Source organism: Mycobacterium sp. E3298 (assembly GCF_001666895.1).
GTDB lineage: Bacteria > Actinomycetota > Actinomycetes > Mycobacteriales > Mycobacteriaceae > Mycobacterium.
The window spans coordinates 1-13,141 of the sequence record NZ_LZJB01000199.1; the positions used below are offsets into that span (position 1 = coordinate 1).

General features: G+C 68.6%; 14 protein-coding genes and 1 pseudogene. 10 read left to right on the top strand and 5 right to left on the bottom strand.

The annotated features are described in order from the left end of the window. From A9X05_RS31585 to A9X05_RS09230, 5 genes are all read left to right on the top strand, one after another. Positions 1-740, top strand: a 740-nt coding sequence (locus A9X05_RS31585; RefSeq protein WP_067760188.1) for a LysR family transcriptional regulator, incomplete at its 5' end; no start/stop codon positions are given. A gap of 93 nt (positions 741-833) precedes the next feature. Next, positions 834-2,240 carry an MmgE/PrpD family protein gene (locus A9X05_RS09215; RefSeq protein WP_067780796.1) on the top strand — a complete coding sequence of 469 codons (1,407 nt, stop codon included), beginning with the start codon at positions 834-836 and terminating at the stop codon, positions 2,238-2,240. A gap of 45 nt (positions 2,241-2,285) precedes the next feature. Beyond that, positions 2,286-3,050 carry a DUF2127 domain-containing protein gene (locus A9X05_RS09220; protein ID WP_067760176.1) on the top strand — a complete coding sequence of 255 codons (765 nt, stop codon included), beginning with the start codon at positions 2,286-2,288 and terminating at the stop codon, positions 3,048-3,050. A 36-nt stretch (positions 3,051-3,086) separates the two neighbouring features. After that, positions 3,087-3,938, top strand: a complete 852-nt coding sequence (locus A9X05_RS09225) for an SDR family oxidoreductase (protein WP_067760173.1) — start codon at positions 3,087-3,089, stop codon at positions 3,936-3,938. 300 nt (positions 3,939-4,238) lie between these two features. Next, on the top strand, positions 4,239-4,850 hold the full coding sequence (locus A9X05_RS09230; protein ID WP_067780800.1) for a bifunctional 2-polyprenyl-6-hydroxyphenol methylase/3-demethylubiquinol 3-O-methyltransferase UbiG: 612 nt from the start codon (positions 4,239-4,241) through the stop codon (positions 4,848-4,850). On the opposite strand, the gene A9X05_RS09235 is transcribed toward A9X05_RS09230, so the two are convergent. After that, positions 4,830-5,432, bottom strand: a complete 603-nt coding sequence (locus A9X05_RS09235; protein ID WP_231969233.1) for a CGNR zinc finger domain-containing protein — start codon at positions 5,430-5,432, stop codon at positions 4,830-4,832. The two genes, A9X05_RS09230 and A9X05_RS09235, sit on opposite strands and share 21 nt — an antisense overlap. 84 nt (positions 5,433-5,516) lie before the next feature. Between A9X05_RS09235 and A9X05_RS09240 the strand changes: the two genes are divergently transcribed. Then, positions 5,517-6,212, top strand: a complete 696-nt coding sequence (locus A9X05_RS09240; protein ID WP_067760168.1) for an SDR family oxidoreductase — start codon at positions 5,517-5,519, stop codon at positions 6,210-6,212. 241 nt (positions 6,213-6,453) lie between these two features. Next, positions 6,454-6,915 carry an SRPBCC family protein gene (locus tag A9X05_RS09245; protein ID WP_067760166.1) on the top strand — a complete coding sequence of 154 codons (462 nt, stop codon included), beginning with the start codon at positions 6,454-6,456 and terminating at the stop codon, positions 6,913-6,915. Positions 6,916-6,944: 29 nt separating this feature from the next. Here the strand turns inward: A9X05_RS09245 and A9X05_RS09250 are convergent, their stop codons facing one another. From A9X05_RS09250 to A9X05_RS09260, 3 genes are all read right to left on the bottom strand, one after another. After that, positions 6,945-7,691 carry a methyltransferase domain-containing protein gene (locus A9X05_RS09250; RefSeq protein ID WP_067760159.1) on the bottom strand — a complete coding sequence of 249 codons (747 nt, stop codon included), beginning with the start codon at positions 7,689-7,691 and terminating at the stop codon, positions 6,945-6,947. A 119-nt stretch (positions 7,692-7,810) separates the two neighbouring features. Continuing rightward, complete coding sequence (locus A9X05_RS09255) at positions 7,811-9,184, bottom strand: adenylate/guanylate cyclase domain-containing protein (protein WP_067760155.1); 1,374 nt, start codon at positions 9,182-9,184, stop codon at positions 7,811-7,813. Between the two features lie 40 nt (positions 9,185-9,224). Next, positions 9,225-9,818, bottom strand: a complete 594-nt coding sequence (locus tag A9X05_RS09260) for a TetR/AcrR family transcriptional regulator (RefSeq protein WP_067780804.1) — start codon at positions 9,816-9,818, stop codon at positions 9,225-9,227. Between the two features lie 130 nt (positions 9,819-9,948). Here A9X05_RS09260 and A9X05_RS09265 point away from each other — a divergent pair, with 130 nt between their 5' ends. After that, on the top strand, positions 9,949-10,917 hold the full coding sequence (locus A9X05_RS09265; RefSeq protein WP_067780807.1) for an oxygenase MpaB family protein: 969 nt from the start codon (positions 9,949-9,951) through the stop codon (positions 10,915-10,917). Here the strand turns inward: A9X05_RS09265 and A9X05_RS09270 are convergent. Continuing rightward, positions 10,914-11,348: an SRPBCC family protein gene (locus A9X05_RS09270; RefSeq protein WP_067759866.1), complete on the bottom strand. Its 435-nt coding sequence runs from the start codon at positions 11,346-11,348 to the stop codon at positions 10,914-10,916. The genes A9X05_RS09265 and A9X05_RS09270 overlap by 4 nt on opposite strands. Before the next feature lie 269 nt (positions 11,349-11,617). Between A9X05_RS09270 and A9X05_RS09275 the strand changes: the two genes are divergently transcribed. Beyond that, positions 11,618-12,709: an AMP-binding protein gene (locus tag A9X05_RS09275; RefSeq protein WP_067780810.1), complete on the top strand. Its 1,092-nt coding sequence runs from the start codon at positions 11,618-11,620 to the stop codon at positions 12,707-12,709. A gap of 35 nt (positions 12,710-12,744) precedes the next feature. Next, positions 12,745-13,141, top strand: a pseudogene (locus A9X05_RS09280) (aldehyde dehydrogenase); the annotation flags it as partial.

Here is a 13,141-nt window from a genome sequence, read left to right on the forward strand (position 1 = left end):
TTCTTCCGGACGCGCGCCGCATCCTGGCGCTGGCCGACGATGCCAAGCGCCGGCTCCAGCGGGCGGCCGCGCGCAGCACGCCGGTACGCCTCGGGTACGTCAGCTGGCTGCCCGAGGACCTCACCACCCTGGTGGGTTCTGCGGCGGACTTGCGCCTCGACGAATGGGTGTTGCCGTCGCATGCGCAAGCCGAACGCGTTGCCGAGGGCACCCTCGACGTCGCGCTGGCGTGGGTCACTGCCGACCAGGTCAGTCAGCTCGGCCTGGTGGCACACCTGGTGCGAACCGAGGCGCTGCGCGCGGTCCTGCCCGGCACTTCCTCGGCGGATCCCGTTGCCGCGCAACGGCTCAGCGTGCTTGTCGACGCCGACGAGTCGGCGTGGTCGTCGTGGAACCGATACGCCACCGAGTTCGCGGCGGCCGTGGGCGCCCGCGTCGTGCACATCGACGACGGCGGCATCACCGGGGATGCGTTTTACGCACACGTGCGCAAGGTGGGCGCGGCCGTGCTCGCATCACCGAAACGCCATACCGCGGCGCTGCCACCGAGTCTGGGGCAGCGCCCCGTCGCCGAGCCGATACCGCTGTGGACATGGTCGCTGCTGCACCGGCGCGACGACGACCGCGCCAGCGTGCGTGACGCCGTGGACGCGCTGCTCACGATCGCGCGCACCCGCGACTGGCCGGCCCCGCCCGCCGGCCGCTGGTGGGCCCCCGCCGGCGATCCCCACCTGCGGTGAGAACTCGCCCCGAACACTGGTAAGAGAACGGTCCTGGACGAGCGGGCCGGCGCCGCGCTTCAGTGGAGTGGTCGGCCCGGAAGGCGAAAAGTCATGGCAGAGAACTACGTTGTCGAGCAACTGGCCGGATTCGTCGTCGGCGCGGAGCAGGCGGACCTGACGGGACGGCCACGGGCGTTGCTCAAACGCAACGTGCTCGACAGCATCGCCTGCGCGGTCGGTTCCCTGGACGGGGAGCTGATTGCGACCGTTCGCGAGCACACCGACCAGTTCAGTGGCGCCCCGACCGCGACACTGGTGGGCGGGGGACGGGCGTCGGTGGACCAGGCCGCGTTCTTCAACGCGGTGCTGGTGCGGTATCCCGACCTCCTTGACACCTATCTGACGGTCGGGGGGCTGTGCCATCCCGCCGACAACTTCGGCGCGATCTTGGCCGTCGCCGAGCACACCGGCGCCAGCGGAGCCGACTTCCTGCTGGCCCTGGCGGTCGCCTACGAGGTGCAATGCCGATTCAGCGCCCGGGTGCCCGTGATGGCGCGGGGACTCAATCACGCGTTGCAGCTGTCGATGTCGGTGGCTGCCGGCGCGGCCAAGTTGCTTGGGTTGGGCGTCGACGAGACCGCCAACGCGATCGCGGCCGCGGCGACCGACAACGTGTCGCTGGCCACCGTGCACGCCGAACCGGTCTCGAACTGGAAGGGCATCTCACCGGCCATCACCGGCATGCGCGCCGTCTACGCGACCATGCTGGCCGCCCGCGGCGTCACCGGCCCGCGGTCGTTGTTCGAGGGCCCGCACGGCCTCGTCCAACTCTTCGATCAGCCGATCGATCTCGCGGCCGCCGACCGCGGGCTCGCCTGCGTCGAACGGACCTACTTGAAGCAGTACTGCTCACTGATTCACGGCCAGGTCGTCATCGACGCGATCTTGGCGTTGCGCGACGAGCACTCCCTGCGGGGCGAGGACATCGCGCGGGTAACCCTCGAGGTCTTCCAGGGCGCTTATGACTTCGCCGGCGGGGGAGCCTACGGCGCCAAGGATGAGCCCCGCACCAAGGAGCAGGCCGACTACAACCTCAAGTACTTGAGCGCGGTTGCACTCCTCGACGGCGGGGTGGGCCCCGAACAGCTGGAAACCGAGCGGGTGCGCCGCGCCGACGTGCAGGAGCTGTTGGCGCGCGTCGACGTCGAACCGGCTGCCGACCTGACCGCCGACTATCCGAAACGCACCGCGGCCCGGGTTCACCTGTCGACCCGGGACGGGCGCGAATTCCACCGTGAGCAAGCCGATTACGAGGGCTCGCCCACCCGGCCCATGTCGTGGGAACGCGTCATCGACAAGTTCGCCTGGCTGGCCGAACCCTTCTGCGGGGAAGCGTTGCGCGCCGACATCGTCGCGGCGGTCGATCACCTCGACGAGATCTCGGTCACCGACCTCACCGGTCTCCTGGCGGCGGTAAGCCCCCGCGCGCAACGGCCGCGGGCCAATCCGCGGTTCTGACGCGCCCTCTTGCGTTACCCGCCGCCGGCAGTGCGATGATCGGCCATGCGCAAAGATCAGGGCATCAATAGGTGGGAGTTGGTTACCTGCGCAATCGCGGGACACGCCACCTATGCGCCCGACGAACAGGATCTCGCCGCCCGGCTGAGCGGCACCACCGGACTTGGCGAGGTGTGGCGCTGCCTGCGTTGCGGTGAGTTCACCGTCGGCGCGCCACACGGGCGGGGACGCGCCGAAGATGCGCCGATGATCATGCGCGGCAAGGCTTTACGCCAGGCGATCATCATCCGGGCGCTCGCGGTGGAACGCCTGTTCCGCGCGGTGGTGATCGCGCTCGCCGCCTATGCGGTGTGGAAGTTTCGCGGAGCCCGGGGAGCCATCCAGGCCACCCTCGAACGCGACCTGCCGATCTTCCGCGCCGCCGGGTTCAAGGTCGACCAGATGACCATCGTGCACGAACTCGAGAAGGCGCTGGCCGCCAAACCCTCCACCCTGGCCTTGCTGACCCTGATGCTGACCGCCTACGCGCTGCTGGAGGTGGTGGAAGGTGTCGGTCTGTGGCTGCTGAAGCGCTGGGGTGAGTACTTCGCGGTGATAGCCACGTCGGTGTTCCTGCCCTTGGAGATTCACGACCTGGCCAAGGGCATCACGATGACCCGCGTGGTCACCTTCACCATCAACGTGGCCGCCGTGGTCTACCTGCTGTTCTCGAAACGCCTGTTCGGTTTGCGGGGCGGACGTGAAGCGTACGACGAGGAGCGACGGGGCGAGCAGCTGCTCGATGTCGAGAAGGCCGCCGCCAAAACCTGAGGCCCCAGGCCACCGCGGCTGGTAAGAACTAAGGCGATGGGCACTTATGCGGTCACCGGATCGGCATCCGGGATGGGCCACGAGACCGCGCAGCGGCTCAAGGCCGACGGGCACACCGTGATCGGCGTCGACATCAAAGACGCCGACGTCGTCGCCGACTTGTCGACGCCACAGGGGCGTCGGCAGGCCGCCGACGGCGTGCTGGCGGCCTCGGGCGGCAGACTCGACGGCGCGGTGCTGGCCGCCGGGCTCGGGCCCAGCCCCGGTCGAGAGCGGCTACGCCAGATCGGCGAGGTCAACTTCTTCGGCGTCGTCGAGCCGCTGGTCGCGTGGCGACCGGCGCTGGTCGCGGCCGAGAGCGCGAAAGTGGTTGTGGTGGCCAGTAACTCGGCGACGACGGTGCCCCTCGTCCCGCGCCGCGCGGTGAAGGCGTTCCTCGCGCATGACGCCGGCAAGGCCCTGCGAGCGGTGCGACCGTTCGGCCCGGCCGCGCCGACGATGATGTACGCGGCCTCCAAGATCGCCCTGAGTCGTTGGGTGCGGCGAAACGCGGTGCTGCCCGAGTGGGCGGGCGCGGGCGTGCGGCTGAATGCGCTGGCGCCCGGAGCCATCATGACGCCGTTGCTGCAGGAACAGCTCGCGACGCCCCGGCAGGCCAAGGCCGTCCGGTCCTTCCCCGTGCCAATCGGTGGCTTCGGCGAGGCGCGGCACATGGCCGAGTGGATGTGTTTCATGCTGTCCGAATCCGCCGAATTCCTCTGCGGCAGTGTCGTCTTCGTCGATGGCGGGACCGACGCCTACTTCCGGGCCGATGATTGGCCCAAGGCGCCACCCGCGCGGGGGCTGCCGGCCTACCTGCGGAAGTTCAGACGCCCGGCCAATGTGTGACAGCGCGCCGGCGCACGGGCGGCTGTGCGTAGGGCCACAAAATGGCTTTTCGTGGCGTTTACCCCGGCGCGGCGCGCCCGTAAAGCGGCCCCGGTGCAATTCAATGAATCGGCGCAACAGGCCGAACAGACGAAGGATCGAAACCGTGGCGACACTGCCCTCCTGGATCAGTCAGAGCCCTAGCAATCTCGATGTCGTGACGCCGATCAAGGCGCGTGCCGGTTACGCGTTGCGGGTGGTGCTGAGAACCCGGCCAAGCCGCGCACGCGCCGTGAGGCTCATGCCACGGGGCGCGGAGCGCTGCTGAGGGCCGACCGCCCGCACGACTACTGGAACCACAACGCCGCGTATCACGGCTGGCTGGTCGACATCGCCGCGCGCCATCGCGGCGACGCCTTGGACGTGGGGTGCGGCGACGGGTTGCTCGCCCGGCGGCTGGCCACGGTGTCGCGCAGCGTCGTCGGCATCGATGCCGACCCAACCGCGGTCGAACGGGCGATAGATCGGTTGCAATCCACCGACAATGCCTCGGTGCTCCTCGCCCGCTTCGAAGCCTTCGCGGCGGAGCCGCGCTCGTTCGACCTCATCACGTTCGTGGCCAGCCTGCATCATCTGCCCCTGCGCGAGACCCTGCAGAGGGCACGCGAAATGCTCACGCCCGCAGGGGAACTCGCCGTCGTGGGGCTGTCGGCCAACAAAACGGTCGCCGACTGGGCATGGGCCGCCCTGTGCACCCCCGCCGCGCGCGCAGGGTCGCTGCTGCACCGGGAGACTCGCAACATCGGCGTGGCCGTGGCCGATCCGCGGGAAAGTCTCCAGGAGATTCGCCGGGTGTCCGCCGACGTGCTACCGGAAGCAACGATCCGGCGGGGCCTCTACTACCGCTACCGCCTACTGTGGCGGAACCGCTAGGCCCATCGCGCGCTCGCGTTCCCGTCGACGGGCCCGCGAAGCGCGCAGATTGGCGGCGTTACCGCACGTCTTGACGTCGTGCCAGACCCCACTGTTGTTTTTGGAGCGGTCGTAGAACGTCGACCCGCAGTGGTGGTTGTGGCACCGCTTGACGCGCCGCCAGGTATCGGCGTGCTGGCTCAGCAGAATCTCGGCCCACAGCGCCGACGCCAGCCAGCGCCACCCGGCGCCGCTGGGCTCCAGTCGGACCGCCCCGGCGTCGGAGACCACCAGGGCCGCGGGAATGGCGCCTCGTCCGCCCGTCGTCTCGCCGCTCACCAGTGCATCGATGGTGTCCCGCAACGAGCGCAGCTTGGTCAAATCTGCGTCGTCGAGCTTGGGCGGCGGTAGCACCTCGCCGCGGGTGGTCGACCAGTTACGCACCGCGCCCGCGACCCAGTCGCGGGCGACCGCGGTGTCAGCCAGCAGGTCCGGGCCATAGCCCGCGATCCCCCTGGTGTTGAGGAAGTCCTGGACCAATGCCAGGCCGCCGGGCGCCGGGGTGATGCCGTACCGCTGTGACGCAGCCCATGAAATAGACATAACTAAAAGATACTTGACTATGTCGACACCGGCAACTACGGTGACAGAAACAAATTGGATTTACCTACGTCAGGAGTCTGGATCATGGTCAACATCAAAGGGTCGACGGTCGTAGTTACCGGCGGACAGCGCGGGCTGGGCAAGGCCATCGTGGACGAGTTGTTGGAGCGGGGCGCGGCCAAGGTCTACGCGACGGCGCGGGCGCCCAAACCCAGCGCGGACCCGCGCGTGGTCAGCGCCGAGTTGGACGTGACCGATGCGGACTCCGTTGCGGCTCTGGCAGCTTCGGCTTCGGACGCCGAGATCGTAATCAACAACGCGGGTGTCCTCGGCGCGGCGAAGCTGCTCGACAGCGACATCGAGGAAGTGCGCGCGGTGTTCGAGACCAACTACTTCGGTGCGCTGCGCGTCGCCAAGGCCTTCGCGCCGATCCTGGCCGCCAACGGTGGCGGCGCGCTGGTCGACATCGCCTCGATCCTGTCCTGGATGCCCGGCTCCGGCGGGTACGGCGACTCCAAGGCGGCGCTGTGGTCGACGACGAATACGCTGCGGATCGAACTCGAAAAGCAGGGCACCCTGGTGGTCGCCGCGCACCTCAGCTTCACCGACACCGAGATGGCGTCCGGCTTCGACGCACCAAAGAACGACCCGCGTCAGGTGGCGCACGCAATCGTCGACGGTATCGAAGGGGGCGAGCCCGAGGTGCTGGCCGACGACGACACCCGCTACGTGAAGGCGGCGCTGTCCGGGCCGGTCGAGGCGCTGCCCCGGATGCCGTAGGCATGAGGGTCTGCCCGAAGGCAGTTCCCCGTCTTAAGACGGTGGGTCAATCAGGCCCTTGCGGATGGCCTCGCCCAAAAATGGGCTTGCTGCACTTCGAGCAGACCACCGGGTTGCCCCGGCATCCACCACGGTCGCACCCCGCCGGCCGGTAGCTCGACGGTCGAAGGTCCTCAACGCTTCGGCCGAAGGTCACATTCACACCGCGGCGGCGCTCCGGTGGACGTGTTTGGATAGCGGTATGTCGGACATGGAAATCGAAGGCATCGTGAGCGCCACGCGCGTCATCGCGGCCAACGCCGCGCGGATCTTCGAGCTGATCGCTGACCCCGCGCGCCAGCCGAGCTGGGACGGCAACAACAACCTCGCCTCGTCCGCCCCGGGCCAACGAGTCCGCGCCGTCGGGGACGTGTTCACCACGAAGCTGACCAATGGCGCCGTGCGGGAGAACCACGTCGTGGAATTCGTCGAAGGCAGCAAAATCGCCTGGTGCCCAGCCGAACCCAGAAAACAGCCGCCCGGTCACCTGTGGCGCTGGGAGCTCAGCCCGGTGAACGCCGAACTCACCACGGTGACCCACACCTACGATTGGACGGGGCTGACCGACGCCAGCCGCCTGGAACGCGCTCGCGCGACGACGCCGGAGATGTTGCGCGAATCGATGGACCGGCTCGCCACGGTCGCACAGAACCCCGACTCGTGAGGCCACGGCCGCTGTGAAACGCGACTGACTCAGCCGTTCTTACCCCGCACCCACTGGACCGTGCCGTAGTTCTTCACGCGCACGCTCACGAATCCCTGGCCTTCCAGGATGTCGCCGATCTCGTCCTCGTCGAAGACATGCGCCCCCACGTTCGGCAGCTTCTGGAACAGCCGGGCGGCCGGACCGACGGTGGGCACCATGACGGCCAGCCTGCCGCCCGGTCGTAGCACCCGCGCCATCTCGCCCAGCGCGGTCTCCGGATGGGGAATCAGCTGCAACACGGCCGTCGAGATGACCGCGTCGACCGTGTCGTCGCGCAGCGGAAGTCGTTGTGCGTCAGCCCGGATGAAGCCGACCTGCGGTCCGGCCTCGTTGCGGACGGCGCGCGCCAGCATGGGCTCGGAGATGTCGACCCCCAGCGCGAGCCCGCCCGGGCCGGCCGCGCGTGCCAGCGACGCGGTCACGTTACCCGGGCCCGAGCCGACATCGAGCGCTGTGCCGCCGGGCGGGATGTTCAACCACTCGAGCGGTGTCTGCCACGCGCTGATCAACCGCCGCGACAGGGCTTGGGCGTTGTCGTAGAGCATCGATCCGATCGGTGATGCCCACGCCGCCTGGATCGGGCCGGTGTTCTTGGCGACGCCGTTGCCCTCGTCGGATCCGCTACCGAGCAGATCCAGATAACCCTTGCTCACATCGGGATTCGCCGGCGGATCGGCCAGCAGCTCCAGCGCTCGACGCAGCGCGGGGGGCAACGAGACGTGCACGTCGGTCATGCGCACTCCTTCGACCAAATACCAAGCCGTACGCCGGAATCGGGGATCGGGCCGCCGGAAGAAGGCCCCCTGGCGGCCCCTACCCCGCCACTACGCAGCGTACGCCGAGCCGCACTCGGTCACCGCCTGACGGCGGCGTGCTCGCGCACCAGCGAGTACAACCGCCACTGGCCCGGCACGCCCTTGAGTGCTGTCTCGCCGCGGTCGCCGAAGCGGTGCCGCGATCCGGTGACGATGTCGCGGAGCGTGGAGGACACCAGCACCTCGCTGGGGCCGGCGAGGGCGGCCACCCGGGCGCCGATGTGTACGGCCATGCCGGCGACGTCGTTGCCGCGCACCTCGACTTCACCGGCGTGGATGCCCACCCGCACCTCAATGCCCAGCACGCGGACCGCGTCGACGATGGCGTCGGCGCACGCGATCGCGGCGCTCGGGCTGCTGAACGTCGCGACGAAGCCGTCCCCGGCCGTGTTGACTTCTCGCCCGGAGAATCGCAGCAGTTCGTGCCGAACGAGGGTGTCGTGGTTGTCGAGCAGGTCGCGCCAGCGGTGGTCGCCGAGCAGCGCGGCACGCTCGGTGGAGCCGACGATGTCGGTGAACACGATCGTCGTGAGCAGGCGCTCGGCGTCGGAGGCGCCGCGCACGCCGGTGATGAATTCCTCGATCTCGTCGAGGACGGGGGCGGTGTCGCCGACCCAGTACAGGGTGTCCCCGCCCGGGCACTCGACCAGGCGTGCGCCGGGGATGTGTTCGGTCAGGTAGTGGGCGTGCTCGACGGGGCTGAAGGCCTGGTTGTCGCGGTGCAGGATCAGGGTCGGGACGGCGATACGGGGAAGCCGGTCGCGGACGTCGCCCTCCCTGACCTTGTTGATGAACGCGCGGGCCATGCTGGGCGACGCCGCCCGGTTGCCGGCCATGTCCCACCACGACCTGAACGCGGCGTCGCCCGCCACGGAGGGCGCGATGATGCCGAGCATGTCGAACCCTTGCTCGACGGCGTCCGGCTCCATCCCGACCGTCGTGAAGCGGTCGGCGTCGTCGAGGTCGCTGCCGATGGGGTAATCGGGCCCACGCAGCGTGCGCGCCGCGCCGTTTGCAATCACCAGGCTGTTCACCCGCTCGGGATGGTCGGCCGCCAGAACAATCCCGGCCAGCGACGTGAAACCCGGGGCGAAGATCGTCACCCGCTCGCATCCCACCGCGTTCATGACCGCGATCGCGTCCTGCGCCCACGATTCCGGGCCGAGCATGTCCGCGGGCACCCGCGACGACAGGCCGATGCCGCGCTGGTCGAACCGGATCACCCGGCAGAACGACGCGAGCCGGCGATGGAACCGGTACATCGACGGCTCGAGGTCGACGCAGTCGATCGGGATCAGCGGGCCCGGCAGCACGAGCAGGTCGATCGGACCATCGCCGAAGACCTGATAGGCGATGTCGATCTCGCCGCAACTGGCGTACCGGGTTCGCGGAGCCGCAGAACTCCCAGCCACGCATCCAGGCTAGTGCAGGTCACCGACACGCCGGAACCGCTCAGCGGCGGATGATCGGCACGAGGTAACGGGCGGCGTACTCGCGGACGGCCGCGGGGTCTGACGTGTCGAGGCGGTCGGTGGGAAACACGATGATGCCGAGCGCGACGCGAAGCAGGATGTCGGCGATGTTGGACAGGTCGCGGTCGGGAATGTCGGTCCCGCAGCGGCGCAGGGTGTGGGCGATGCCGTCGGCGAACTGCCCGATGGGGAAGGCCCGCGATCGGGAGAACATGCCCAACAGCTCGGGTTCGCTCTCGGCGATCCGCGAGTACAGCTTCGAGTCGTGGACCAGGCGCACGCCCAGCGCGAACGCCTCGACCACGGCCTGCTGCGGATCGCAGCCGGTGGTCGCGCGGTCCAGCGTGCTGAAGAAGGATTCGGCCTCGCGCCGCACCACGTGTCCGAACAGGTCGTCCTTGGTGGGAAAGCGCCGGTACACGGTGCTGCGGCTGACGCCCGCGCGGGCCGCGACGTCTTCGATGTTGGCCCGGCGCACGCCGTAGGTCTCGAAGACGGCGCGCGCGGTGTCCAGGATGGTGCGGTCGACGTCGCTCAGCGCCGCGTCCGCGTCGGGCTGCGTGGCTGTCCGCATCGCCTCAACTCCTCGAATGACCGCCCGGTATGCGATCGGCGCGACCGGTTGCTAGGCTGTTGAAACAAAGATACGGTTTTGTGTCATTGATTCGCAAGGGCATGGCGGCTGAGGCCGCGGGGAGGGGAGCATGACCACCCACAACGACGGGTTGGCGGCCGCCCCCACCCCTTTCACGGCGGGAACCCGCTTCGACACCGGGGTGCGGGAGGCGTTGCCCATGCCGGTAGACGGGCCTGCCGGGGCCGCCGGCGCGCGGCTCGGACCGGAGTCGTTGACCTGGAAGTTCTACGGGGACAACCGCACCCAGTTCTTCGGGTTCCAGCGCACGGCGGGCGTGGAGAACTGCATCGAACAACTCGCCCAGGGCGTGCTCGACCACTCGGTGGTCTTCAGCGACACGTTAGGTCGGGCGAAGCGGACCGCGCCGCCGCTGATGAAGACCGTCTACTCCGACGAGCCACGCGAGTGGGGCCGCAAGGTGCGCGACTTCCACAAGACGATCAAGGGCACCATCAGCGACGGGTCGAGGTATCACGCGCTGAATCCCGAACTCTTCTACTGGGCACACGCCAGCTTCGTCGATCAGGTCATCTACAACACCGACACGTTCATCCGCCGGCTGTCGCACGCGGAGAAGGAGCGGATCTTCGACGAGGGCAAGGTGTGGTACAGCCTCTACGGCGTCAGCGACCGCGGCCAGCCGCAGACCTACGACGAGTTCCTCGCCTACTGGGACGAGATGCTCGAGCGGTTCGTCCCGCACAAGACCGTCCTGTACGGGACCGGCTACATCAGGAAGGGAATCCCGGGCCCGCGCTGGATTCCCGGCCCGGTTTGGAAGGTGCTGTCCGCCCCGCTGAACGCCTACACCCGCCTGGTGTTGGTCGGGACCATGCCGCAGCAGATGCGCGAGGTCTGCCAACTGGAGTGGAATGCGAAGAAAGAGAGGCGATTCCAACGGTTCGCGGCCGCCATGCGCGCGCTCAACCCGCTGATCAACCGGCTGCCCATCGGCGCGATCTACACCCCGTGGGCGGCAACCGCGTGGCGGCGGTCGGGCGTCGACCCGCGCCGGCTACACAACCGCGCGGCTTAGCTGCGACGCTCGGCGGCGGCGACGCCGCCCTTGAGGAGTTCGTCGATGACCTTCTTGAACACCGGCAGCATCAGCCGGTCAGCACCGGGGATTTTCAGCGTTGACCGTAGATGCCAGCTGACCTCGGTTCCAGTGTCTGTTTCGCGCAGCCGGATCGTGCCGATGTGATCGCGCGTCGGTGCGCCCGAGAGCATCTTGTACGCGTAGCGGGTGGGCCGCTCATACTCGATGATCTCCTCGACGAACGGGGGCCCGATCGCCACCAGACGTCTGATCGCACCGACACCGTTCGGAGCGGGGGTTCCCTCGCGATCAAGCGTGCTGCGTCGGAACAGCCGCGTGTGCCGGGCGATCGCGCGGTGGTCGGTCATGGCGTCGAACACGGTCTCGATCGGCGCTCTCGCGGTTCGGGTGAGGGTGAACTCGATCATTCGCACTCCGCGCTACCGATAAGCCACGCCGGTATGCCGTTGTCCGCCGCCATGATCCGTCCCCTTCCGCTACAGAGAACATAGCCTCAGGGCCGCAGCGCATAAAGGTCACACCCGACCGTCGGCGCAAAGCAGACTCAGCCGCGGGACCGCACACCCGTGTTGCCAAAGTGAACGGCGGGTACACAGCGCCGAAACTCCCTGCGAAGTAAGCCAATACGGTGGCGGACGCTTGGTGATCGGGTGCGGATGGGCAAGGATCTCTTGACATGGCCGATGTCGATTTTTCGCTGCTGGACGTTCCGCGTTCGGAACCGCTCGAGGACCTGGAGGCCTACCTGCGCGCGGCGATGGCCTGGCACTTCGGGGAGGACACCGGTTCGGCATTCTGGTTGCGGACCGCTGCGACGCTCGACTTCGATCCGATGACCGACGTCAAAACGTTCACTGATCTGCGACTGTTCCCCAACCTCGTCAACGAACTGCGCACGGTCCCGGTCGAGGACCTCATCCCCCGCGGCTACGGGCAGCCACCGCCGGTGCCGCAGATATTCGAGTCCGGCGGAACCACGGGCGCGCCGAAAAGGACCGTGCAGCTTCCGGATTGGGTCGCACAGGTGGTTCGGTGGCAGACCGAGGACTTCGCCACCGGCGGGTTCCGCCGGGGCGAGGGCTTCTTGTGCCTGATGCCGAGCGGGCCGCACGGGGTGGGTTATTTCTCGCGGCTGGTCGCCGAGCGCCTCGGTGCGGTCTTTCACGGCATCGACATCGATCCGCGCTGGGTCAAGAAGGTCGCCGCGCGCGGCGCGGCCTCCGAGGTGGACGCCTACGTCGACCACGTCGTCGAGCAGGCCCTGTTCGTGCTGCGGACGCAGAATGTCGCGAACCTGCACACCACCCCGCCGCTGCTGGAGGCCATGGCCCGCGACGACCGGGTGGTGGATCTGCTGAACGACAAGATCCGCTACCTGTTGCTCAGCGGAGCGCACGTGGACGCCGACACCCTCGACCTGCTCCGCGACCTCTTCCCGGCGACGACGATCACGATGGCGTTCGGCAGCACGATGGTGCTCTCCCAGGCGGTTACCCGTGTCGACGGCGACGCGTTCGTGTTCGACCCGCGGACACCGTACGTGGTGTTCTGGGTGGTCGATCCCGACACGGGCGAGCCGGTGCCGTACGGGGAGACCGGTCAGGTGGTGATGAACCACATCAGCAAGGGCATGTTCATCCCGAACAACCTGGAGCGCGACCTCGCGGTCAGGATGCCCGGGCCTGCGGCCGATCTCAGCGACTCCGTCAGTGCGGTGCGGCCGGTTTCCACCTTCGAGGGCGAGGCCGTCATTGAAGGGGTGTACTGAGCATGCCCGCCGAAGTGCCCGGTGTCGCAGCCGATTTGGTGGCGATCGACGCGCTCGGCCCCGACGGGGAGTACCGGACCCGCCGTCGCGAGGTCATCACCACGACGGCCGGCGCCGCGGTAGCCGAGCTGAGCCTCGTGCCGCCGCTGTATGTCGCGCGCACCCTGGCCGCCCAACGCAACCTGACCCCGCTCCCGGCCGGCCGTCGCGCGGCGGCGCTGTCGGACGCCGCCGACGTCTTCACGGGCGGGGTGATCGCCGGCCTCGACTTCGAGGCGTATGTCGTTCTGGCGAGCCGGATTTCGGGCCTGCCCATCGGGGTCACCCGCGCCGGGGCGCGGGGCGTGGCCGACGCCGTCGGCGGCGCGTTCGACGCGGTCCGTCCGGCCCGGCCGGTGGGGGCGGCGCTCGATTGGCGCGACGAAGGCATCC